Here is a 23,986-nt window from a genome sequence, read left to right on the forward strand (position 1 = left end):
GGGCGAGGTGAAGATCAGTGCTCCCGGCTTGCTTGCTCCAATGCCTTGAGCAGATCATCGATCTCCATGCGCTTACGGAAATCAGGGTCGACGAAGCGGGCTTTCACGATGCCGTCACGGCCGACGACGAATACCGCCGGAATCGGCAGCATCCAGCCGTCATTGCCGTGAAACCTGGCCATGTCCTGGTAGGACAACAGCCGCTGGATTTCGCCGCCGAGCCAGATCGCGAGGTTGAGCGACAACGCGTAGCCATTGTCGAGATCGGTCAGCACCGGGAATGGTGCGCCGGAATCTGCCTTGAATTGTTCCGTATACTCCTGCGTCTCCGGCATGATCGCGACGATCTGCGCACCCATCGCCTTGATGCGCGCCTCGGCCTGGATGACCGCGCGCACGTTCAACCGGCAATAGGGACACCAGTGTCCGCGAAAGAACATCACCGCGACCGGACTGTGCGCAAGCAGCGACGGCAGCGTGACCAACCGCCCCTGGCCGTCAGGCAGCATGAAGGGCGGCATGACCTCACCCCGACGCGGCGCGTTCTCGCCGCCGCCGTTCTGGCTCAGTCTTTCAACGAGGCGATCGACCGCCTCGCCATAGGCCGGAAAGATCTCGCGCCCGGCGTCCGCATAGGCCCGGAGTTGCTCGTTCAACGTGCCTTCCATCTCGCGGCAGCGCTGGAAGGCGAGTTTGAGCAGTTCGGCATCGGCTGGTGATAAGGACGTCATCTTAGGCTCCGCCACCGAGAATGTTGCATTATTTTATTTTGCGTTCGGGCCGCCCTGCAAGGACGCGACCATCGCGCGGCCGGTTATCCGGTCAGTTCACGAAGAAATTGCCGCTCGGATTGATCCGGGCGGGCACGTAGTACAGCGAGCCCTGGTCCATGAAGAAGACGGTGTTATCGGGCACCTTTTTGGCGTGCTTCATCATCGCCTCGTGATTCTTCTGGGTCGAGGCCATGGCCATTGCCGACATCTTGCCGGGCCCACCGTACAAATAGGCCATGCCGGCATTGAAGTCCCAGGCGGCCTCGGAAAATGCCGACGTGGCAATTGCTGCAAACGCGGTCGCCCCGATCAAGGTCTTGGACAGCTTCGTCATTGGGTGCCATCCTCCTGATGGACGTGAACGCCCGCCAATCGGGCGCCCTGCCATCGAACGCCGGATCCATCACAGGCGGAAATGCCGATACTCAATCGGTTCGATAGCTGCCGTGTATCGCGGCGCGATAGCGCGGAGCTATCGCGTCGAGAGCAGATACGCATTTCACCTCTTTGGCCGTCGCATTCATCCTGCAGGCAACCCAACGTGCCACCGACAGGAGGACTGCCATGACCCGTCAGATCACAACGCGTCTTGCCAATTTCGCCACCTCGTTGCTGCTGCTGTTCCTCTTGCTATGCGCGGCCACCACCGTTGCGCGGGCAGACAGCGATGACGGCATTGTCCGCCTGAAAAGCGCGGTGCCGATGGCGGAAGCACTCACCCGCATCAAGGATAATATAGCCGCCAACGGTATCAAGTTCTTCCTTGAAGTCGATCAGTCGAAGCTCGCCGCGGACGCTGGCATCAAGCTCCGGCCCTCCACCCTGCTCGTCTTCGGCAATCCGCCGCTCGGCACCCAATTCATCACCGCAAACCCCGATGCCGGGCTCGACTGGCCGGTACGCCTGCTGCTGACCCAGGACGACAATGGCGACGTTTGGGCGGTGTGGACTGATTTCGACTGGATCGCCAAGCGCCACAACATCAAAGACCGCGAAGCGCAATTCAAGATGGCGACGACCGTTGTTAGATCCATCACGTCCACCATCACCAGCAAATAGCGGCAGCTCCGATGGCGCGCGAGACCTTCGATGTGGTGATCCTGGGCGGCGGCAATGCCGAAATCGGCGTGACCGGCCCGGTCCGGCGCGACGGCCTCTCGGTCGCGATGATCGGAGGCGCGCGACCTCGACGGCACTTGCCCGAATCGCGGCTGCACGGCGAAGAAAGGCGCTCGACCTCGAACCCTCAGGTTCATGTCTGTGGCGGTGCCGATTTCACCCCGACTGTCGCCGATGGCGACCTATAAAGGCGATATCGTCGGCCGCAACATTGTGGCAGGGCCAAGACACGTGCCCGAACAGCGCGAGCATGGCGACATCGGTCCACACCGTGCCGGCGCTAGCCGCCGTCGGCCGGACCGAATCTGCTGCACGGCTACAAGGCCCTGCCATCGACGTCCACGTCGACGACATGCAGGACTGGTTCTCGGCGCGCTCCTATGCCGAGACCACTGCTTGGTCAAAAGTGATCGTCGATCGCCAGCGACCGATTCTCGGCGCTCATTTCGTCGGTCAGGCTGGCCAGCAGCTTATCCATATCTTCTGGCTTGCGATCAAGTTCAGGATCACCGCGACGCGTCTACGCCTTTCCAACGTTCTCCGCCGACATCAAGCACATGCTCTGACACGCATAGCGACGCGCTATCGTGTCGAGAGCCAGACGGCATTTCATCGCAGACCCGATTTCAACGAAGCTGGTGCCATAGCCGATGACCTGCGAGGCCACGGTCCAACAGAGGAGACTACCCCATGCTCAAGCATTCCAAATTATCGCGCGCGATCTGGCCCGGTTTTGCCATCGCCGGAGTATTCCTGCTCACCACGCAAGCCGTGCTCGCCGGCGAATGCCCGGCCGACAAGGTCAAACCGAATGCGCGGCAGATGGTCGACTACAAGACGGTCGGCGTCACCGATGTCACACTCGGCTCGATCAATCTCGAGAAGCAGCCCGCCAACATCAAGGATCGTGAGCTGCGCTTCCGGAAGCTGACCATTGAGCCCGGCGGCATCGTGCCCTGGCACAGCCATGACGATCGCCCCGCCCTCATCTACGTGCAGCAGGGTGAGATCGTCGAGTACGCCTCCAATTGCATCGACCCGATCGTACACAAGGCCGGCGATCTCCGCCCTGAAGTTTCCGGCACCTCACATTGGTGGAAGAACCTCGGCAAGGAGACCGTCATTCTCTATGTCGGCGACATCCGCAAGGATCCGCACGACCACAATATGTAACGAGCGCATCGCATCCAGCCCCAGCGGACTCGTTACCGGATGTGGCGACCCGGACCCCCGTGCCGCCCCGCACGCCAGGCGTCACATCCCCCCGTTGTCAGCCAGTTCAGGAGACGTCGTGCCATGACCGATCTATCTGCGCGCGCAAGGCCAATGGCCATGGAGATGCACGGGCATTCGCCCGGCGTCGTGCTCCGCTCGCTCGTCATCGGGTTGACCGCGTTTCTGACTGTCGTGGACCTCTTTGCCACGCAGGCGATCCTACCCTCCCTGACACGCCACTATGGCGTCACGCCCGCGGCGATGGGCTTCGCGGTCAATGCCAGCACCCTTGGCATGGCGCTCGCCGGCCTCGTCGTCGGATTCTTCAGCCCGCACATCGATCGCCGGCTCGGGATCCTTCTCAGCCTCACCCTGCTTGCGATCCCCACGAGCCTGCTTGCGGTCGCACCTAATCTTAGTGTCTTCACGATCCTGCGTGTCGCGCAAGGCCTGTGCATGGCATCCGCCTTTGCGCTGACGCTCGCCTATCTCGGCGAGCAATGCAGCGCGATGGACGCCGGCGGCGCCTTTGCGGCCTACATCACCGGCAATGTCGCAAGCAACCTTGTCGGACGTCTGATCTCGGCCGCAGTCGCCGATAACCTTGGGCTGTCCTGGAACTTCTATTTCTTCGCCGCCCTCAATCTCGCCGGTGCGGCGCTGGTCTATTTCACGATCCAGCGCGTCCAGCCCATGCACGCGATGATGCTGGCCGACTCCCCGCTCGCCGCTATGGTCGCGCATTGGCGCAATCCGCGGCTGCGCGCGGCCTACGGTATCGGGTTCTGTATCCTGTTCGCCTTCATCGGCACCTTTACGTTTGTCAATTTCGTTCTGGTACGGCCACCACTCTCGCTCGGCATGATGGACCTCGGCTTCGTCTACTTCGTCTTCGCGCCATCAGTCTTCACGACCTTAGTAGCCGGTACCGTCGCAACACGCATCGGAACACGACCGACCATCTGGGGCGCGCTGGGTGTTGCCGCGCTTGGCTTGCCCTTGATGCTCAGCACGCACCTGGCCGAGGTACTGATTGGTATGGTCCTTGTTGGAGCCGGGACCTTCTTTGCGCAGGCCGCCGCAACGGCCTTCGTCGGGCACGCCGCGACCGATAACCGCGGCGTTTCAAGCGGCACCTACTTGGCCTCCTATTTCTTCGGCGGCCTCGTTGGCAGCGCTGTCCTCGGGCAGTTATTTGATCATTTTGGATGGACGGCGTGCGTTGTTGGCGTTGCACTTTCGCTTGCCTCGGCGGCATTGCTAACTTTGACGCTAAGAGATTAGTGCGTCTGCTTGGTTCAGGATCCACATTCGGAAGAAGTCGGCTTTTGCCGAACCCGAAGTGCCTCATTGGCACGAGCTTGTCACCCATGTCTTAGGTACGACCTGTTACCCATGTCTCCGGGCTGGACATAGGATCGGCAGGCACTCAATGGGGTGTCCCGTTGTTCTTGGGGATGTTCCGGTCCGACCCTAATCGCAAGTTTAGTTGGCGCCAGCAGGCGCCGATCGCCACCTTCAGCGTGTGTACAAGATCGCGGCGCTTGGCAGCGGCGGAGCGCTACCGCCTTTTCCGACACCAAACGAAGCTACGCAACCTCATCCGATCTTACGCATGAGGCAGTTGATCGGCGCTTGGGCGAGTTCGGCCCTTTCGAGCGCGCGTCAAGACTCCGCCAAATTGTGAAATGCTCCCCTGCCGGCGCCAGCGCGACCCCGTAGTACGTCTTGCGATCGAACACCACCGCCCCGGCTCAGCCCGTCAAGGCCTGGACAAGCGCCATCGTAACTTTTGGCGGTGACAAGGTGAGAAACCCTGCAAAGCTGCCGATCACGGAAGGACGATTTCGATACGAATTTCGCAGTCGGGCAAACGCATGACCCCATTGTGGGAGCCAGAACCTGTCGGCGGCCGTTTCTGTCCCCTACAGAAAGTTCGGAGAGCTTGGCGGGCGTTCGCCGTTGTACCGTCCGGCATAGCATTCAAACGAAATGCCATATACGACAATGATGGCAAACCGCGCGTCGACTTGCTAATGTTCATTGCTATTGGAGAGTGTGAGCGTTTCGTCGTGCTCGTTGAAAAATGGCCGTACTACGCAGGGGGACCTCGAGGTGATGCTCGGTCGCGCCGTCTATCGCATGACGCTCGCAGGGTTTGCGTCACTCTGTCTTTCCAGTGTTGCCTTGGGCAAGGACAAGAACGACGCCGACGATGGTGACGACAAGCCGGCAAGCGCAGCAACGCCGCCGAACATCTACCTGGATCTGCGGACCAACTATGCGACGGTACCGGCGAACACGTTTTCGATCGGCTTCAGCAGTCCATCCTTGTCCACCACACTCGCGGCGCTGCAGACGCTGCCCAGGCTGACGGATTCCCCAACACTCCCGACCCGGTCGTCACAGGCAAGCCAGAGCGTCTGGGTCGATGTTCCCTTTACGGTGGATGTCAGCGACAACGTCTCCTTGTATGGCGGCGTCACCGGCAGCACGTCGCAAAGCGGCACGTCGGACTGGTCGACGTTCGCGGTTAGCAGCTGGAACGTAGGAGTTCAGGCGGACGTCTATCAACAAAATGGCGGATCGATCCCAACGATGACGCTGCAGTCGACTTACACAAGATCGGTGCCGGACTCTCCGCTTGCGACAACGTCATTCAACAACATCCTCGAGTTCGATTACGCGCTGAATCAGGATGAAACCAGAGGACTGCTCGCGGGCGTCCAGCACACCTGGATCGAGGTCGACTCGCCGCTCGCGCGGGTCCACCCGAACGTCATCGGTTATGTCGGCGGCTATTATCAGTGGGACAATAACTGGAAGTTCACCGGCCGTGTCGGCATTCAGTCCTTCGGCGGGGCACAACTTCAGAACGTGACACCATTCCAACCTTTTACCCAGCCGATCGTGAGACTCGATCTCGACCGGATGGATGACAACGACAATCGCCTGTTCGGCATAACCGCCCAGATCGCCTGGGTGCCGAAGCCGGCTTACCAGCTGACGATCAGGACTCCGCTTTATGCGATCAGGAATTAGAACATACGTCAGCGGGACATAAACTCAGTGGTTTCGTTGCCTGACGTCGAAGCTCGCTAATGACAACCATCGCGGTTTCGGTCGTCCGGCGCAATGATTGCCAGCCACTCTGGGTAGCGAGCGCGGCGGCCGTGTTCGCGGCTATAGCCAAGTTTGACAAAGTCGAAGCGGCGGCAAAATAGCCGTGCGCTTCGCAATGGGTAACACTAGCAGGTTTCCCATCATCGAGCACAAGGCCTCACGAAAGGTGCTCTTGTCTCAATCGGTTGTCATCCGGATTCCCAGTTTCGCTCGCTCGTCCTTGAATACGACAGCGATGGCTTCGATAATGAGCTTGTCCGGATTTGCCTTGCAGTACTGGATCACTTCATGCTCCACTACTTTTCCCTTGCGTAGATCCATATAGTGCTTCTTGGCCAGGCCGTTGTACCAACCGCTGTACCAGGCCGTCAGGGCGTCCGCGTCTTCCTGATAGGTACCCGCGAGTTGGGCGCATGTCAGCTTTTGCACATCGATGAATCCGTTGCTGTCGACATAGGCTGAAAGCGGCGTCTGCGCGAGAGCGCTGGAGCACGCAATTGTCGTAGCAACTGCAAGAAGGTAGCAATACCGCATTCTAAATCCTCTATCTCGCGTCTCGTTTGACTTGGGTGTTCCGCGGCAGCCGCGCATTGCTCAAGGGACCCATCGCAGTTGAAGTGCTGACAGGCCGAGCGTGACGTCCAGAGCGACCGAACCTTCGACGGAAATTGGTTGCAGCGCGAAGCTTCTGTTGGATCCGCCGACCAGAACGTTTGCCCCGACACCAACACCCAACGCCACATCACCGCTCGCACCAACATAGGTGCCAGCCAGCGCGCCGGCAGGAACGCCGGCGACGGGCGCCAGAACGCCCCACGCCAAGGCGCCGCCACCGATTATCCCAATATCAATTCCTACCGTGTTGACGGCGCCTTCGTAAAATTGTGGGGGAGCAGGCATGGTTGGCACGAAGCGGCACTCCATCGACTGGTGTCCGACGATAATGAAGCCAATGCTCGGGTTAAGCTTACAGGTGAGCATACCCGTCTGGGTCCATGTCGGCGTCTGGGCCGAAGCAGGACCGGCAAGTGCAACCAACGTTGCACAAAGAGCCAACGCCTTGGGATTCATCACAACGCCCTTTCCGCATCTTCCATTTCAAAATCGATAATTGATGCCGCCGCGGAAGGTGTTGAGCTTGTCGGTGCTTACGCCCGCGCCGACCACCTGGGTGTAAAAATATTCACCCTTCAGCGACCAGTTCGGCGTGAAACCATATTCCATGCCCAAGCCGGCAACGATGCCAGGACGCCAGGCTGAGGCCGTGCAATTTGGAAGTACGCCGAGCGTGCCACATGGGACGCCGGCAATTGAGGTGCCGTTCGCGCTCGATTTCACGAAAGAAGCACCACCGGTGACATACAAAAGCAGATTGTTGAAGGCTACGCCGACTCGCGCCCGAGCCGTTCCAACGGCGCTGATGTTGGACGCAGTATTGAGTGTAATGCCCTGCCCGATGCCCGCGATCGCGGGAGTTACGATGCCGTTGCCCTTCACGTTCGCCCAATCAAGATCCCCCTCAAGGCCGAGCACCACATATCCCTGCTGGATTTGGGCGCCCATGGTGCCGCCGAACATCCCGCCACTGATATCGAAGCTTGCCCGATCAAACCTGCCGGAGACGAGCGTCAGCGGATCTTGCGAGCCCCAGCCGTAACCGCCGTTCACACCGACATAAAAACCCGTCCAATTATAGACTTGGGCCGCCACCGGTGCGCTCTTGTAGGCCTGCACGGGAAGGTCTGCCGCAAAAGCGCAGGTGGAGCTGACGGCAGCAAATGTTGTCCCAATGATAAATTTCTTCATGTCATCCCTCACGAAAACTTCGCTTCAAATGGCCAAGAGCCAACGAGGGCCGGCCGCCAACCCGGCCCTCGCTGGCAACGATCAGTAACTCGCAGCGACCGGTCCACCGAATTTGTAGTTCACGCGCACGGTGATCAGATCGACGTCTTGGCTGACCTGATTGACCACAGCAGCAGCGCCTGCCGGTACCGAGAAGGAATTGTTGGCGTTACCCATCATCAAGCGATCGTATTCAATGGCTGCTGACCAGTTCGGCGTGAAGCCGTATTCAAACCCAACGCCGATGGCGCCGCCCCAACGGGTTGAGGTCGCATAGTTCAGGCCAATGCCCCCAATCGTGGTCGCTTGAAGAAGGTCGTTGTTCGTCACCGCCGCGCCGCCTTTCAAGTACAGCAACGCTGCGTTCCAGGCGTAGCCAATCTGGCCGGTGAAGAGGCCCAAGCTGGTCACCTTGGAAGAATCGGTAAGAAGCGGATTAACAATGCTCACGTGCGAGCTGCGCATATTTGCCCAGTCGCCCTGGCCCTCCAAACCGAACACAAACTGACCGGCCTGCCAACGGTAGCCCAGCTGCCCGCCGATGACGCCTCCAGACTGACTGTGGCAACCATCAGGAATGACCACGCCACCTGCCGGTACGACGCCCCAACAATTGCGGCTCGTGCCATATCCGCCGTTGCCACCGATGTAGAAGCCGGTCCAGTCGTAGACGGCAACTGCCATCAAGGGAGCCTTGGCCGGAGCGTACGGCCGCTGCGGCAGGTCGGCGGCGAACGCAGTAGCTGCGAACACAGTGAATGCAGCAGCCGTGAGTACGATCTTCTTCATTTTCAAAATTCCTATGGAAACGCATCAGCCGCAAGTTTGAGGGCCTGTACCAAACAGTATTTTGGCCAAATCACGGTTGCTATGTAATATCGGACAACCAACGAAAGATGTTGGCACGTTGCAGATTCGATACACTGCAACGGGGCGCTTCTGCTTCAGGCGGACTCAAGCTATCCGACGCGCCAACAGCCAACTGTCGGATGCCACCGCGCAGGCGATCGCATCCACGCTGCTTCTTGGTGCGCGGAGACGCGTATCGTAGTCTGCCAATTTGCGCATTTCGGCTAACTACGCTGAGCGGAGCCGGCCGCTTCATCGCGCTCCTTGCACCCGCGACCTCGCGACCGTCTCCGACGGGCGCTCTCCAAAAAGGGCTTTGTATTCCGAGGCAAAACGACCGAATTCTGTAACGCCGTGCTCGCTCATGATGTTCGTGATTTTGCTTGATGGCTCGCATTTTCCGCGAAGTGCACGGCGGACCATATTGAGTTGACGTAGCTTGAGATAGCTTGCCGGTCCGACACCCAGCTGTTGTCGGAAGGTCCGCAAGAGCGTCCGGCTTGTTACGTCAGCAGCAACGGCCAGGTCGGCAACCTGAAGCCCCTCCCATTTCTGACCATGGGCGTGCTCCAACGCTTTTGTCACTGTGCCACCGGACAATCGCGACCTTTCCGTCGGAAGACACATTTCGTCGTCCAGACCCGCAATTGCACCGATCAATGCGTTGAACAACCGGGTAACACCGAGTCCGTGGGGCGTCGACGTTTGCTCGCTGCGCACGAGCGCGGCTGCGCTGGCGGTTGCCGCAGTCAAACATTTGAGAAATTGCTTCGGGGACGAAATGACGCACTTTTCTTTCTCGAGCCATGTCAGGTGGTTTCTGCCGGCCCTGATAGCAAATGTTTCAAAGAGCCCAACGGGCATCGAAATCGACATCCAACGATGGATGCCGCACGACGCGAACGTGAAATCGCTCCCAGGCGGAAGCACCACGAAGTCGTGGGGCTGAAGGATTCGACCGTCAAAAATCATGCGATCGGCAATTTGCTCATCTTGAAAGACGAAGCTCAAAGCATCTGGACACGAAATGCCGTGCAAGATCTTGGAGCCGCCCTCCAGGCCAAACTGCAAGACGATCGAGCCCAATTTGCAATGATCGACCGACCAAGGCGTTTGACTGGGACCAGTCAGCAGGAAATTCCCCGTCGCTCCAATAACCATGTCGGAATATTCGTCAAAGCTGAGGCTGTGTGATGCTAGGTCGCTAGCAGCCGCCAACGGAAAAGCCCTCTCATTCGGTTTCCCACGGAAATCTGCGTGGCGCTCAGGTTGGTCTGAGAGCGCGCCGATCGTATTGCCGCCCGGCCGAATATCGCCGGGCGGATCAGCGCTCTGTGCGCGATTGCTCACTGATTTCTGCTTTAGAACCTGTGATTCACGCTCGAACACGGGCCGGCCAAAAGAAGCCGGCACGAGTTCGCGCGCTCAAGTCACTTTCCGGGCAGCGTGGTTGGCCCAGGTGCCATCAAACCCGCTTGATACCGGGCGGCTGCCATGTCCCTTGGCCCGCCGGCAGGATCGAAGGTGGCGTGGGCTTCGGCCAGTATAGGCGCATCACGAGATAGATCTTGTCAGCCGGCGCCGGAAGCCAATTTGCTTCCTTGTCCGCGCCGGGGCTGTCGTTTTGAATGTACAGCGTCAGCGAGCCATCTGCGTCCTTCTTCATCGCCGACAACATCGGAGAGTTGATGAGGTAGCGATTGATCGGGTTCTTGACCAAGAGCTGGCTCTTGCCGTCGTACATCGTAACGGACCAAAACGCATTCACCGGCGGCAACTGGCCGGGTGCGAAGGTGATGGTGTACTTGTGCTTGCTGCTGTCGAGCGGCTCACCGGTCGCGTCCGTTCGGGTATAGGGGTACATCGCTTCGACGGCATCGTTGCCATAGAGCCCGCCCTTGGCGGCGCCTGCCCGCATCGCCCAATCGCCGTTGAAGAAGGCCTCGTCGCCGAAGAACGAGCCGACGTTCCAGCCGTTGACGTTTTTGTTTCCGCCGGCCAGCCATTTGTCGACCTTGTCGTCGCCCTGCTTCATACCCACCAGTATTTCGGCTTTATGTTCGAGCGATAGATCCTTGAACGCGAAGGTCTTGCCGGGACCGATGCCAATCCTCGCAAGTTTCGCACGGATCGCCTTGTCCCTCGGCGTCTCGGGGACGAATTGCAGGGCTGCGTCGAGGTACTGGAAGAAGTTGTCCTTGATCCCGGCAGTGGTCGCGGGAAGGAACTCGATCTTGGGCGCAGCAGGCGGGGCGGGTTGCTTGAGGAAAGCGGAAAGCGGCTGCCCCTTGTAGCCGGCCTGAACCTTCTCGACGTTCGGCATGTCGCCGGGATTGAAGAGCTGGGTACGGAAAGCCGCGAACGTGAATGGCGTCGTCGATCGGAAGACCTTCTTGATTCCGGTCGGCGTTTCGCCTTTCCAGTCGGGACCGACCACCAGATAGTCGCCCGGCTCGGTCCCCGTCGCGCGCGTGCCGATGTAGCCGAAATTGTAGGTGTTGCCGTCGATCAACTGGACCGAGTAGTAGCGGTCCCTTTCGACCGTCGGCACCGAGATGACCATCGGCTCAGCGCGCAAATCCAGCCAGAGCATCGAGTAAGGGGTGTCGCTGTTGGGCGTGATGATTGCCGTGTCCGCCGGGGTGGCGACGTGGTGCATGTTGTAGATTTCATTGAACGGCGCCTTGAACTGCCCCGAATTCCTGTCCACGGCATACTCTTGCATGACGGCATAATTCATCACGAGCGGTAAGCCGAAGATGAAGCCTTCCTCCGCGATGTCCTTGGCCTCTAGTAGCCTGGGCCAATCGACTTTGTCCTGCGCAATTGCCGGGGTGTACTTCGCCATCGTGGCGGCGAGCGCGGCGAGCGCCGCGGTGGAGCGAAGTAGATCTCGCTTCGTCAACATTTGCCGTACTCCTTGTTGTTCGATTGAGTTATCGAATCGATCCGCATTTGGACGTCAGGAAATCCATTGTAGTTTATCGATTGATGAGGTCATTCGTACTTTCCCGCGGCCCCTCAGTAGCAAGGCGGATAGGGATAGTAGCCGCAGCGCGGCGCGTAATAATAGGGATAAGCGACGGCAGCCGCTCCGACAGCCGCGGCCCCGGCAACAGCAGCGCCGCGATAGTACGCGCCGCGCCAGGCCGTTCTGCGGGCGACACCGGCAAACGACAGCGGCGTCAGCGGCCGGCCAATGATGTCGATGAAGACCGATGCCGGTCCATCGGCTCCCGCCAGATCACCCTCGAGCAGGTCGACATCGAAAGTCAGCTTGTCGCCTTCGAGCTTCGGCGACTTCAGCACGACCACCACGTCGAAGACAGACGATCCGTCCTTCTTGAATCCGGACACCGTGGCGTTCGGCGGATCCTTTGCGAAATTGTCGCTGCCGTTGCCCCAATCCTCGACGATCCGCGCCGTCAGATCATGTCCGGCGGCCCGCACAGGACGATCCGCGAACACGATGGCATTTGGAGAAACTCCGGCCAGGACGAGCTTTCCGTCCTTCAGGGTGGCGCCCTTGGAGTTGAGAACAAACAACGACGGAACGACCTCGGGCTTCGCCTGTCCGATGGATTTCTCCAACGGCATATGCGGCTTCGGCTCGGCTGCCGATTGAGCGGAAAGGACCGTCGGCACGCACGCCATGCTAGCAGCGGCAATGGCGAGAAGAGCGGCACGCAGTATTGTCATTGGTTCACCTTTCTGTATCCGGTCCGCGCGGCGGCAAGTCGATGTCGTGCCCTCGAACGGGACACCTCGACTGCCAGATCACCGTGTCCCGCTCTCCGGTCCAGCTCAGACCATCGTTACTGGCATCCGGTGAGCATCGGGAAACGGTTTTCGTTCCGCTATTTCGCGGCAACCGGCGGCGGATGTCTTGCCATTTCACGCCAATGACCGCGGCCTTCGCTAATTCTTGGCGCCGGATCGCGAAGCCCGTGAAAATGGTCGAGTCGACAAGACAAGCGCCCGATAAGGTCACGCGGCTTGCAGGCCTTTGGATCGCTGGGATACGGGATGCCTGCGGATCGGGTTTGACGGACGGGCGCCATGCCTCGATGCTGCGTCGCCGGCTGCCGGCAACACCACTCCCCTCGCATGCAGCTATCAGATCGAATTCTTACAGATAGGCCGTGTAGGACTGGATCCAGAGCACGATACGGGCGATGAGTCCGATCGGTCCCGCATTTTCGGCGAACACCGTCGCCGTGCCCGATGTACCGAGGCGCAAGATCGAGCGATCGGCATTCGCTGGAATCGAAATCACCGCAGGATACGCGCCCGTACCGCCGATTGATCCGATGCGAGCGAGCGTCCCGGATACCGCAATCTGACCCTGCCCGACGCCCTCCGGAATCTCCGTGATCCTGGCCTCGTGGATGCGTCCCGGGTCGTTGTCGAAAACGAGTTTCACCCGCGCACCGGGCTTGATCGTGCGAAAGCCATTCTGCGAAAACACACCGACAATGGAAACATCAGACTCGATGATAAAGGACATCGCCGCACGCGCCTGCAGGGCGCGCGCACCCACCGCGAGCGCCACGACGCTGGCGTAGCCGTCCGACGGCGCCTTGACCGTCGTCTGCGCAAGCTCCCATTTTGCATCATCGAGCTGTGCGCGGGTCTGCAGCACGGTCGTGTTGACACCGCCGATCGACGATTCGAACGAGGCCTTTGCGCTCTGCTGTTGCGCCTTTGCGGACTGCAACTGGGCCATCGCAATGTCGAACTGTTCGCGCGTGTCCTGTTCGCGAAACGACGTCGCGGCTCCGCTTTTTGTCAAGTCGGCGATATCGTTCAGCCTCTTTTCATGAAAAGCCACCTGCATTTCAAGGCCGCTCACATTGGCATTGGCCTGATCGTAGTTCGCCTTCAGCACCTCGGCCTGATGCTGGGCGGCGATCAATGCGGCTTCAAGCTGACGAACCTTGTATCGAAACGGCGTCGGGTCGATTTCGAACAAGACCGCGTCGGCCTTGACCGGCACGTTTGGTTTGACGGGGATTGCGATCACCTCACCGCTGACGTTCGGCGTCACTTCCACGACGCGTGATACGACCACGACGCGCCCGTTGGGGGCGAGATAATTCAGCATCGCCATGAAGACGGCGAGAATGGCAATGCCTGCAAGGGCGGCGACGGTTCCGGACGACCAGGTCAGGCGTATCAGCTTGAACCTTGAAAATGCCAGCCAGATCAGGACAAGGTAGCTGACGAGAATGATGACCATCGATTGTCCTGTCGCAGCGGTGGCAGGCTGACGCTAACGTCCTTCAGCCAGTGCCGTTGGAACGCTGTTTCTTCCCTTGTCGAGGGGCCGCGACGTTACTCCCGCTTCGCAGCGAAGATGTCTTGCCATTTCGCGCCAATCACGACGGTTTCTGCCGATTGCCCGCATGCGGCTCCTTCCCGGAACGGGACTTGTCATCTCCTTGAACAGTTCGCTGCCGCCGATAGGTGACGGGTTGCATTTTAGTCAAACGCATGAAGACACGGCTGAAGCTGCTCGTTCCCGCATAGCCGAGGCGTAACGCGATCTCCGATATGCGTTCGTTGGATTCAAGAAGCAGGTGGCACGCCGTATCGAGGCGCACTTCCGCAACCATGTCACTGTAGCTGGTGCCCATCCCGGCGAGATGACGCTGCAACGAGCGCGGGCTCATCCCCAACTGGAGTGCGGTATGTTGCAGTGCTGCGTCACCGTGACACAGGGAGGCAGCGATCGCCGCCCGCACCGAGTACCGGGAAGGTATGTGACCAGGCTTCATGGGACCGAGGATATGTGGTGAAGACCAAACGCCGAGAAACGCCTCGTCTAGCCTTCGCTTTTGCTGGAGTATGGGTGGAGAATCGTTGGAGGTCTTGCCACAAGCCGCCAAGTTAAACCCCAGCGGCGCGCTGGCTCCCAATCGGCCAGCCCATCCCTTCCCTCAATGCAGCGAGCAAATATTTTGCAATACACGCCAACCGGGAGCTATTAAGCTTTCGGGGGCTCAGTCAGGCCGCACGTCGAAGACGTGGAGAATTGCCGAACTCATTTTTGAGCGAGAAAAAATGACCATACTTCCTTTAACTCGTTGCCAATTTATCATTCCCGTCGCTGCCATTTGTGATGAGATCGGTGCTCCAACGGAGGCGTTGCTGGCCAAGTTTCGCCTTCCAGCTTCTTTGGAGGAAAAGCCCGAGCACTATATCCCAATCCTGCAAGCGGTACGTTTCGCGGAAGCCGCTCAGCGAGCGCAAGGCGTCACGGACATTGGATTTCAAGCTGCTCGCCTGCTGCAGTTCTGCCACCTGAGTGAGAAGATGCGTGCCAGCATCCGATTCTCGCCGACGCTGTTCATTGCCTTGCAGCAATTTTGCAAATGGGCCTCGCTCGAAGATACGACCGCGAGTGTGTGGCTGGAGCGCGACGACAATCATGTGAGAATTTGCACCAAGCTCGCGGGCACGGCCAGGATGCCGCATCTTGAACATTCGCAGTGGCTTCAGAATGTTGTGTCGATGCATATCGTAAGGCAATTTTCCGGCGCCGACTGGGTTCCGGCGACGATGGCTTTCGAAGCCCGCTATGAACCGAGCCTTGAGACCCGGTCGTTCTGGCCAAATACCTGCTTCATGTCGGGTCAGGATTCCTCATGGATCGATATTCCCGTTTCATTCCTGGATCTCCCCAATCGCGCAAGCCAGACGCAGGCGGCTTCACATGACGACGGGGCTGCGCCATCGGGCCACGAAATCGTCTCAGCAGTCAAATTGATGCTGCCGTCCTACTTGGACGAAAAGATTCCAACCGTCGCGGAAATCGCAGAGATGGCCGGCATCAGCATCCGAAGCCTTCAACGCAAGCTCTCAAACGCCGGCGTTACATATTCTGACCTGCTTGACGGGGTCCGCTTTGAAAACGCCGCCAAGCTTCTGCGCGACACGAATTCCAAGATTATCGATGTCGCATTTTCCTCGGGCTACACCGACCCTGCGCATTTCACTCGCGCTTTCCGACGATTTTCCGGAGTTACACCGAGAGAATTTCGCGGCAAATGGAAGCTGCAATAGGCGTCGGTCCGGCGTTCGCGGCGATCTCTCCCTGAGCTTCATCTCGGGTCGCGTGCATGCGGCCTATATCTGGGGAGCCGGGAATGGCTGCGGGGAAACCGCTGCTCGATCTCGATCTCGTCGGGGTCCTACACGGCAGCATCATCGAGTTCTGCCGGCGCGCTCCGAAATGGTGACCACTCTGATCGCACAGATGTCCGAATTGCTCGCCCCAATATCCAAATCTGCGACGCGCACGTAGTCGACCTGTATCAATGGGTCTGTGTGCCCGGTCTCTCGTTGGTGTGAAGGGTGTCCAGAGGAAATGGCGGAGAGAGTGGGATTCGAACCCACGGTACGGTTTCCCGCACACACGCTTTCCAAGCGTGCGCCTTAAGCCACTCGGCCATCTCTCCGGGAGGCCCTCTCTTGAAGGGCTGAGGCGGATTTTGCAAGGGAGCGCGGGACCGGAGCGCGACATTTCCCCAATCGATTGAAAATATTGGGTAAATTGGCGACGGCATCGGCCGCGCGCCGCGCCCTTGCTCGCCGCTACGCGCGATTCTGGTCAGAGACCGGCGCAAATCAGGCAATGTAGTCGATCGCTGTCCCCGTCATTCCCCGGTGCACAATTGCGCATCATGGCTGCGATCGGCACCCGGCTTTCCCGGCGCCCTCTGTTCAAGTGAGGGCGAAACGAAATGCAAAGCTCGGGCGATTCATGTCGCGAGGACGCGGAAGTGCGATTCGCAGGCACTGTCACACGTTCAGTGTCGTCGCTGCTTTCGCAGGGACGACGCCCGGAAGAAGCCGCGGCTTCTCGGCTCAAGCACCAGCGCCTCTGGAATACTGGATCACCCGCATGCGCGGGTGATGACACCGAAGATACTGTTTGACATTTGAATCGGAAGACAACGATGCACGAGGATGGGCAACCGCTGGCGTGCCCATCCTCGATGTGCGCTGGCGAACTCGTGCTCGCTCAGTGATAGCGCGCGGCAAAATCCGCCGTGCGGCGCGGCCACAGGGTTGGTGGCTCCGGCAGCGCCGCGTTTCCCGCATTGTGCGTATCCTGCAGCGTCTCGATAAAGTCGGCGAACCATTGCTGGATAGTGCCGCTGTTGAGCCGCTCCATCATCGCTTCCCAGCGCATCCGCCGCTCGGTCAGCGGCATCGCGAGCGCCGTTGCCAACGTGCGCGCCATGCCGTCGATGTCGTGCGGATTGACCAGCAGCGCGGCATCGAGCTCGTTCGCCGCACCGGCGAATTTCGACAGCACCAGCACGCCGGGATCGGCCGGGTTCTGGGCTGCGACATATTCCTTGGCGACGAGGTTCATGCCGTCCTGCAGCGGCGTCACCACGCCGACCTGCGCGGTGCGGTAGAGGCCCGCGAGCACAGCCTGGCCAAAGCCCTTATTGAGGTAGCGGATCGGGGTCCAGTCCACCTCGCCATGCACGCCGTTGACGTCGGTGACAAGCTTCGCCACCTCGCTCTGCAAATTGCCGTAGGCCTCGATCGCGCCGCGCGAGGGCGTTGCGATCTGCAGCAGCGACACCGAACGCTTCAGGTTCGGGTGCAGCGTCCACATCTTGTCGAATGCCTTGATGCGGTTGACGAGGCCCTTGGAATAGTCGAGCCGGTCGACGCCGATCGCGAGCTTCTCGCCATTGAGGCTGCGCCGCAACCGCGTCACGTCGGGATGCGTCATCGCCTTGGTCGCCTGCTGTGCGAACTTCCCGGGATCGATGCCGATCGGGAACACCGCAGCGCGGGTGCGGCCGAACGACGAATTGATGACGCCGTCGCGCACCTCGAATTCTAGATCGTTCTGCACATAGCTAAGGAAGTTCTCGCAGTCCTCATCGGTCTGGAAGCCGATCAGGTCATAGGACAGCATCGCCTCGATCAACTCGCGATGATTGGGCACGCCCGCGATCACCGCGCGCGCCGGCCACGGCGTGTGCAGGAAGAAGCCGATCGGCTGCGTCACGCCGAGATCGCGCAGCTCGGCACCGAGCGCGAGAAAGTGATAGTCCTGAATCCAGAACACGGAATCAGGTTTGCGGAAGCGCAGCAACGCACGCGCCATGAACGCGTTCACCTCGCGATAGCTCATATAGTCTTCGCGCGAGGCACGAATCAGATCGGCGCGCGAATGCATTGCAGGCCACAGCGCTGAATTGGCAAAGCCTTCGTAGTAGCCGCCATAGTGCGCGGCCGGCAGATCGAGCATCGCCAGCGCGCCCGCACCGAGAGCCTCGACTTCTGCAAAAGGTTCCTTAGTGTTCCCGTCGCGGACACGTCCACTGGAACCAACCCATATTGCCCCTGTCTTTTCCACTACCGGCAATAATGCCGCAGCCAGCCCCCCCGTCATGGGTTCATTGGGTTTTCCGCGCGAGACGCGGTTCGATACGACGACGAGGTTCACCCGGTCCCCTCCTGTTGATCAGCTCGCGTATTAACAACCATTCATCAAGATGGTTCCTGATCAAGGAATCTCCCAAATGAAACCAAATTCTGGCAAAGCGCGAAGGAACTCGCGGGAACTCGCGAAAAAGAAAAATCATGCGAGATGCACGCCCCGACGCAAAACGACCGCATTCCGCGGCGCGCGGCGCGACGTGCGATGCAGATGATTTGGTTAGGACAGGCTCACGTCCCTATCATCGTCGAGCAGCTGCGCGAGGAATTCACGCACATCGCTCGGCCCGTCGAAATGTCCGGCGACGCCGGTCGCGCGGCGGCCGACGGAGAATGCGAGACCGTTGAAATCAGGCATGATCGCGAACACCGTCTCGTCGGTGACGTCGTCGCCGATAAAGAACGGGCGGCGTCCCCTGAACGGCTCATGCGTCATCAGTTCGAGCACGCCGGTCGCTTTGGTGAAGCCGGAATGCTTGATCTCGCAGACGCTCTTGCCCGGCAGCACCTCGATCGGCGCATCCGGCAATTCGGCGCGGATCAGTGACACCGCTTCATAGATCGCCTTCTCCGCTTGCGGCGCCAGCCGATAGTGCAGCGCCAGCGAATAGCCCTTGTCCTCGAGCAGAATGCCGGGGCTGAGCTTGGCGATCGCGGCAAGACGGCGTTTCAGTTCCTTGTCCAGCGGCGGCGCATGCGCGGCGACCGCCTCGCTGTCCGGCTGCAGCCGCATCTCGGCGCCATGGCCGCCGACCGCGGGAAACAGGTCCGGCGCGAAGATCAGGTCGATGTCGTTGAGCGAGCGGCCGCTGACCAGCGCCAGTGCGCCGTTGGTACGCTCATGCAACTGCTTCAGCGTCGTCGACAGCTCCGGCGGAACCCAGACCTCGCGCGGCGTCGGCGCGAAATCAATCAAGGTGCCGTCGATGTCGAGCAGCACCGCAGTCTGGCCCAGCGGCGGGATCAGCGACGCCGGCGCGCTGTCCGTCGTGGCGTCAGGGGCGATGTCATCATCCAGGCGCATTTCGGCCACGTCATCATGCTTCATCTTGTTCTACTCCAAAAATGCCAACGGTCGCGCGACAGATTCGAGCGATTTTCGCTCGGCCGCGACGGCATAGCGCCACGCGACGGCTGCGGCGACCATCATGAGTGCCGACCCCAGAAGGTAGCCGGCGAAGACGCTGTTGCGCGATCCGGTATCGATCAGCACGCCAAATAGCGCCGGCCCGATCACGCCGCCGATGCCGGTGCCAACAGCATAGAAGGCCGCGATCGCGAGCGCGCGGACCTCCAGCGGAAACGTCTCGCTGACGGTGAGATAGGCGGCGCTTGCCGCCGGCGAGGCGAAGAAGAAGATCACCATCCAGGCGATGGTCTGGGTCTGCGCGGTGAGCACGCCGATCGAGAACAGATAGCCGGACAACGCAAGCAGTACGCCCGACACGCCATAGGTCAGTGCGATCATGGTGCGGCGGCCGAGCGTGTCGAACAGGCGGCCGAGCAGCAGCGGCCCGAGGAAGTTGCCGGCGGCGAACGGCAGGATGTACCAGCCGACATTGCTGGCGGCGATGCCGAAGAAGTCGGTCAGGATCAGCGCGAAGGTGAAGAAGATCGCATTGTAGAAGAATGCCTGCGCGGCCATCAGCGTCAGCCCGACCAGCGAGCGCTGCCGGTAGGTGGAGAACAACGTCACCGCGACCTCGCGCAGCGGCGTGTGATCGCGCATCCGAAGCTTGATCTTCTCAAAATCCGCGCTGGACTGCTCGTGGCCGAGCACGGAGGTCTCGATATCGGCGACGATCTTATGGGCCCGGTCGGGGTAGCCATGGATCATCAGCCAGCGCGGGCTTTCCGGAATCCACATCCGCATCAATAGCACGACGAGGCCGAGCACCGCGCCAGTGAAATAGGCGATCCGCCAGCCGTGATCCGGCGCAAGGAACGCGGGATCGAGCAGGATGATGGCGCTCAATGCGCCGATCGCGGCACCGATCCAGAAACTGCCGTTGATGATGAGATCGGTCCAGCCGCGATAGCGCGCCGGCACCAGTTCCTGGATGGTCGAATTGATCGCGGTGTATTCGCCGCCAATGCCGGCGCCGGTGAGAAAACGAAACAGCGCGTAGCTCGCGACATTCCACGACAGCGCGGTCGCGGCCGTCGCCGAGAGATAAACCGCGAGCGTGATGAAGAACAGCTTCTTGCGCCCGATCCGGTCGGTGAGCCAGCCGAAGCCGAGCGCGCCGAGCACGGCGCCGGCGAGATAGGCGCTGCTGGCAAGCCCGACATCGGCGTTGGAGAAAGCCATCGTCGGGCTCTCCTTCAGCGCACCCGACAACGCACCGGCGAGCGTCACTTCGAGCCCGTCAAGGATCCATGTGATGCCGAGCGCCAGCACGACGCGGGTGTGGAAGCCGCTCCAGCGCAGATTGTCGAGGCGAACCGGGATCGAGGTCTCGATGATGCGGTCGTCATTTGGCGTGGCCGGCGCCACGGCCTCGTGCGTCGTCGCAGAGTTCAATTGTGTCGGCTGCAGTGTCATCAGAATCGGCCAATGGGGAGAGCCCCGGAACGAGGCGTTCCAAGGTTTACTCTCCCAGGATTGCGGCAAACGGAGTGCCCGCCACGCGAGGTCAACGCCGTAGCCCGGCAAGGGTTCCCGCAATGCGGCATAGGAACCGGGACCACAGCGAACTGTTCTCGGCTCAAAAGCCACGGAGGCATTGATGGCCGCACACAAGAAAGCCACGCGCAAGACGGCAAGAAAATCCCCAAGCCGATCCGCAGGCACGACGCGCCGCAAGCGTGGAGCAAGCGCGACGACGGCGAGGCGCTGGTCGCAGCGGGTGACAGAAGAGAGCGACGCGCTCGACCTCGAACGCGGCGTGTTCAAGCAGACCAGCGCAAAGAAGATCGCTTCGTCGCTGAAGAAGTCCGCCGAGCATAGTACGCGGCGCAAGAGCGGTGCTTATCGTTCTGCGCTGTCGATGCTGACCTTCTATATCAACCGCGCCGGCAAGACGTTGCCGAAAACCGAACGATCACGGCTGGAGCGCGCCAAGGTCGAGTTGAAACACCAGTTCGGGCGGGATTGATTTGGCCGCGGCCGCAACCTGCCTCGTGGGGGGCCCGCCCGGCGCGCCCCCCCCCACCGCACCATTTGCACCACCCGCCGCGGGGCGCCCGGGGCGGCGGCGCGCCGGAACGTCGCTCTCTACTGATCCCTGCTGTGTTGTTTTTGGGTGGGGGCGGCGGGCGCCGGGCCCCCGCCCCCCCCCCCCCCGACACTTGTGGGCTTACGCCGCGCGGATGTTGGCCATGAAGCGGCCGAGCTCCTCGCGCAGCCGCGAACTCTCGACCGACAGCGAGCGGGCCGAATTCAGCACCTCTTCGGAGGCGGCGCCCGTCTCGGTCGCGCCGCGATTGACCTGCGTGACGCTGGAGGCGGCTTCCCGGGTGCCTTGCGCGACGTTCTGCACGCTGCGCGCGATCTCCTGCGTTGCCGCGCTCTGCTGCTCGACCGAGCTCGCGATGTTGGTCGCGATGCCGGAGATCTGCCCGATCGTGCCGCCGATCTCCTTGATCGCAGCGACCGATTCCTGCGTCGCGGCCTGCATACCCGAGATGTGGGTGGAGATCTCGTCAGTGGCCCTCGCGGTCTGGCTCGCCAGCGACTTCACCTCGGCGGCAACCACCGCGAAGCCGCGACCCGCATCGCCGGCGCGCGCGGCCTCGATGGTCGCGTTCAGCGCCAAGAGATTGGTCTGCTCGGCGATCGCCGTGATCAGCTTGACCACGTCGCCGATCTCCTGCGCGGCGCGCAAGAGCTTGCCGATCCGCGTGTCGGTTTGCTCGGCCTGACGCACAGCGGAATCGGCGATCTGGCTGGATTCCTTGGCGCGACGGCCGATCTCGTCGACGGACGCCGACAGCTCCTCGGTCGCGGAGGCGACCGACTGCATGTTGCTGGAGGCCTCCTCGGAAGCACCGGCGACCTGGCTCGACAGGTTCTGCGTGGTCTCCGCAGTCCGGGTCAGCGTGCCGGCCGCGGATTCGAGCTGCACCGCGGAAGCCGACACGTTGGAGACGATCGAGCCGACGGCGGATTCGAATTCGTCGGCAAAGCGAATCAGCTCCGCGCGCCGGGCAGTCGCGCTCGCCTTGTTCTGCGCTTCCTGGGTCGCGGCATCGCGCTCGGCCCTGGCGATCGCCTGCACCTTGAACTCTTCCACCGCGCCGGCCATTTCGCCGAGCTCGTCGCGGCGGCCAAGGCCTGGCAGCACCACGTCGAAATTACCCGCCGCGAGCTCGCGCATCGCGGCACACATCGCCGCGATCGGCCGCGAAATGCCTTTGCCGAGCAGGAACGCCCAAACCAGCCCGAGCACGAAGCTGCCGGCGGCAAGCATCAGGATCAGCTGCTCGGTCTCGCCGATCATGGAGTGCGATTCGTTTTCAAGCCGCTTCTGGTCGGCGAGCAGGTCCGACTTCATCGCCGCCGCCCCCTGGCTGATCGCAGCCGCGGATTCCGTCATCTCGACGGTCAGTTCGTCGATCGACTTCGCATTCGCGATCAGCTTGGCGAGCGCCTCGCGGTACTCTTCGAGCAGCGCGGTGATGTCCTTCACCCCCTGGGTGATCCGCTCGTTCTGCGAGGTGATCCCCTTCACCAGATTGTCGGCAAATTTCAATCGGGCGAGCGCGCTGGAGGCGACGGTCTTGTCGCCGTTGACGACGAAGGTGTTCACGGCCCCGGTGATCGACTGGAGCTGGTCGGCCACCTTCTTGGCGCCGAACTGGATCGACTGCAGCTCGGAATCATCGGCATTGCTCGGGAGATCGTCCAGCTTGTAGCGCATCGAGGTCGCGCTGCGGACCAGTCTGTTCTGCGCCGTCTGCGCGCTCTCGTCCTTGGTGCGAACGATCTCGGCAAAGATCTTGGTGAAGGCGCGGAATTCGCGTTCCAGCTTGGTGACCTGCTCGAGCCGGGCGGGATTGGTGGTGCCCTTCATCGACGCCACGATGGCGTCCTTCAGGCTGGCCTCGGCGGCGAGCGCGGCCTTGGCGTCGTCCTCCCTGCCGGTCGCAACGTAGTAGCGCGCCAGCGAACGGTAGGAGATCAATTCGCGATCGATGTTGCGGGCGAGATCGGCTTCCGCGACGCTCTGGCGATAGGAGCCGACGCCGGCCGAGACCCGCTCGAAGCCCATATAGGCAAAGCCCATGGTGGCCGCCGAAAGCGCCAGCGTGACGGCAAACCCGAGCATGATCTTGGCGCGAAATCTGAGGGTTGGGAACCTGATCGACAGCGATCGCTTCAGTCCCGGCATTCCAACCCCCGTCTTCATTCTGAAAACCACGCGGGGTCCGGCAGCAACCCGCCCCAGCCCCCGGAGGGCAAAACTAAGGCAAAATCAATAAGGCCCGGTAAATGAGCAGCCGCGGCGCCCGTATTCACCCGGTACTACCTTGGTCGAGCCAACCCGGTGGGCTCGCGGATTGACGCGCGGCTCCGGCCCGATAGTTTAGAACCGATCAAACCTGTCCCTGCCCGGGCCGGGAGAACACATCGGGAGGTGTCCCATGTC

General features: G+C 60.9%; 22 protein-coding genes, 1 tRNA gene and 1 pseudogene. 8 read left to right on the forward strand and 16 right to left on the reverse strand.

The features are described 5' to 3' along the window. Positions 1–14: 14 nt before the first annotated feature. Positions 15–731, reverse strand: coding sequence for a peroxiredoxin-like family protein (locus tag ABIB78_RS21720; RefSeq protein ID WP_429028355.1), 717 nt, complete (start codon positions 729–731; stop codon positions 15–17). 91 nt (positions 732–822) lie between these two features. Next, positions 823–1,107, reverse strand: coding sequence for a hypothetical protein (locus ABIB78_RS21725; protein WP_429028358.1), 285 nt, complete (start codon positions 1,105–1,107; stop codon positions 823–825). A gap of 230 nt (positions 1,108–1,337) precedes the next feature. Between ABIB78_RS21725 and ABIB78_RS21730 the strand changes: the two genes are divergently transcribed. The 6 genes and pseudogenes from ABIB78_RS21730 (at position 1,338) to ABIB78_RS21755 (ending at position 6,149) form a co-directional block, all read left to right on the forward strand. Then, on the forward strand, positions 1,338–1,832 hold the full coding sequence (locus tag ABIB78_RS21730; protein ID WP_429028361.1) for a DUF302 domain-containing protein: 495 nt from the start codon (positions 1,338–1,340) through the stop codon (positions 1,830–1,832). A gap of 11 nt (positions 1,833–1,843) precedes the next feature. Continuing rightward, on the forward strand, positions 1,844–2,080 hold the full coding sequence (locus tag ABIB78_RS21735; RefSeq protein ID WP_429028363.1) for a hypothetical protein: 237 nt from the start codon (positions 1,844–1,846) through the stop codon (positions 2,078–2,080). A 62-nt stretch (positions 2,081–2,142) separates the two neighbouring features. Beyond that, positions 2,143–2,355, forward strand: a pseudogene (locus tag ABIB78_RS21740) (dihydrolipoyl dehydrogenase family protein); the annotation flags it as partial. Positions 2,356–2,582: 227 nt separating this feature from the next. Then, the gene (locus ABIB78_RS21745) at positions 2,583–3,065 is read left to right on the forward strand and encodes a cupin domain-containing protein (RefSeq protein WP_429028364.1); all 483 of its coding nucleotides are present in this window, start codon (positions 2,583–2,585) and stop codon (positions 3,063–3,065) included. 123 nt (positions 3,066–3,188) lie between these two features. Continuing rightward, positions 3,189–4,391: an MFS transporter gene (locus tag ABIB78_RS21750; protein WP_429028534.1), complete on the forward strand. Its 1,203-nt coding sequence runs from the start codon at positions 3,189–3,191 to the stop codon at positions 4,389–4,391. Between the two features lie 834 nt (positions 4,392–5,225). Further along, complete coding sequence (locus ABIB78_RS21755) at positions 5,226–6,149, forward strand: hypothetical protein (RefSeq protein ID WP_429028366.1); 924 nt, start codon at positions 5,226–5,228, stop codon at positions 6,147–6,149. Between the two features lie 258 nt (positions 6,150–6,407). Here the strand turns inward: ABIB78_RS21755 and ABIB78_RS21760 are convergent, their stop codons facing one another. From ABIB78_RS21760 to ABIB78_RS21800, 9 genes are all read right to left on the reverse strand, one after another. After that, the gene (locus ABIB78_RS21760) at positions 6,408–6,764 is read right to left on the reverse strand and encodes an HdeA/HdeB family chaperone (RefSeq protein ID WP_429028368.1); all 357 of its coding nucleotides are present in this window, start codon (positions 6,762–6,764) and stop codon (positions 6,408–6,410) included. Positions 6,765–6,824: 60 nt separating this feature from the next. Further along, positions 6,825–7,301, reverse strand: coding sequence for a DUF992 domain-containing protein (locus ABIB78_RS21765; RefSeq protein WP_429028370.1), 477 nt, complete (start codon positions 7,299–7,301; stop codon positions 6,825–6,827). Between the two features lie 27 nt (positions 7,302–7,328). Then, on the reverse strand, positions 7,329–8,036 hold the full coding sequence (locus tag ABIB78_RS21770) for an outer membrane protein (RefSeq protein WP_429028371.1): 708 nt from the start codon (positions 8,034–8,036) through the stop codon (positions 7,329–7,331). A gap of 81 nt (positions 8,037–8,117) precedes the next feature. After that, complete coding sequence (locus ABIB78_RS21775; protein ID WP_429028373.1) at positions 8,118–8,864, reverse strand: outer membrane protein; 747 nt, start codon at positions 8,862–8,864, stop codon at positions 8,118–8,120. A 312-nt stretch (positions 8,865–9,176) separates the two neighbouring features. Beyond that, a complete protein-coding gene (locus tag ABIB78_RS21780; protein ID WP_429028375.1) occupies positions 9,177–10,313 on the reverse strand; it encodes a helix-turn-helix domain-containing protein in 1,137 nt (378 codons plus the stop codon). A gap of 76 nt (positions 10,314–10,389) precedes the next feature. Then, a complete protein-coding gene (locus tag ABIB78_RS21785) occupies positions 10,390–11,832 on the reverse strand; it encodes a DUF1254 domain-containing protein (protein ID WP_429028378.1) in 1,443 nt (480 codons plus the stop codon). 113 nt (positions 11,833–11,945) lie between these two features. Further along, positions 11,946–12,623, reverse strand: a complete 678-nt coding sequence (locus tag ABIB78_RS21790) for a hypothetical protein (RefSeq protein ID WP_429028380.1) — start codon at positions 12,621–12,623, stop codon at positions 11,946–11,948. Positions 12,624–13,053: 430 nt separating this feature from the next. After that, positions 13,054–14,163: an HlyD family secretion protein gene (locus tag ABIB78_RS21795; protein WP_429028383.1), complete on the reverse strand. Its 1,110-nt coding sequence runs from the start codon at positions 14,161–14,163 to the stop codon at positions 13,054–13,056. Between the two features lie 139 nt (positions 14,164–14,302). Continuing rightward, positions 14,303–14,596 (reverse strand): helix-turn-helix domain-containing protein, encoded by a 294-nt coding sequence (locus ABIB78_RS21800; protein ID WP_429028385.1) that lies wholly within the window; start codon positions 14,594–14,596, stop codon positions 14,303–14,305. 391 nt (positions 14,597–14,987) lie between these two features. Between ABIB78_RS21800 and ABIB78_RS21805 the strand changes: the two genes are divergently transcribed. After that, a complete protein-coding gene (locus ABIB78_RS21805) occupies positions 14,988–15,989 on the forward strand; it encodes a helix-turn-helix domain-containing protein (RefSeq protein WP_429028388.1) in 1,002 nt (333 codons plus the stop codon). 305 nt (positions 15,990–16,294) lie between these two features. On the opposite strand, the gene ABIB78_RS21810 is transcribed toward ABIB78_RS21805, so the two are convergent. The 4 genes from ABIB78_RS21810 to ABIB78_RS21825 all read right to left on the reverse strand — a co-directional run bounded on the left by ABIB78_RS21810 (position 16,295) and on the right by ABIB78_RS21825 (position 20,940). Then, positions 16,295–16,384, reverse strand: a tRNA-Ser gene (locus tag ABIB78_RS21810). 566 nt (positions 16,385–16,950) lie between these two features. Continuing rightward, entirely contained in the window at positions 16,951–18,402 is a 1,452-nt protein-coding gene (locus ABIB78_RS21815; protein ID WP_429028390.1) for a trehalose-6-phosphate synthase, read from the reverse strand. A gap of 213 nt (positions 18,403–18,615) precedes the next feature. After that, the gene (otsB, locus tag ABIB78_RS21820) at positions 18,616–19,419 is read right to left on the reverse strand and encodes a trehalose-phosphatase (RefSeq protein WP_429028536.1); all 804 of its coding nucleotides are present in this window, start codon (positions 19,417–19,419) and stop codon (positions 18,616–18,618) included. Between the two features lie 30 nt (positions 19,420–19,449). Further along, on the reverse strand, positions 19,450–20,940 hold the full coding sequence (locus ABIB78_RS21825; protein WP_429028391.1) for an MFS transporter: 1,491 nt from the start codon (positions 20,938–20,940) through the stop codon (positions 19,450–19,452). 184 nt (positions 20,941–21,124) lie between these two features. Here ABIB78_RS21825 and ABIB78_RS21830 point away from each other — a divergent pair, with 184 nt between their 5' ends. Then, a complete protein-coding gene (locus tag ABIB78_RS21830; RefSeq protein ID WP_429028394.1) occupies positions 21,125–21,493 on the forward strand; it encodes a DUF3175 domain-containing protein in 369 nt (122 codons plus the stop codon). A gap of 201 nt (positions 21,494–21,694) precedes the next feature. Here the strand turns inward: ABIB78_RS21830 and ABIB78_RS21835 are convergent, their stop codons facing one another. After that, positions 21,695–23,728 (reverse strand): methyl-accepting chemotaxis protein, encoded by a 2,034-nt coding sequence (locus ABIB78_RS21835; RefSeq protein ID WP_429028397.1) that lies wholly within the window; start codon positions 23,726–23,728, stop codon positions 21,695–21,697. Between the last annotated feature and the right edge of the window lie 258 nt (positions 23,729–23,986).

The sequence above is a fragment of the Bradyrhizobium sp. I1.14.4 genome, from assembly GCF_050435825.1.
Lineage (GTDB): Bacteria > Pseudomonadota > Alphaproteobacteria > Rhizobiales > Xanthobacteraceae > Bradyrhizobium.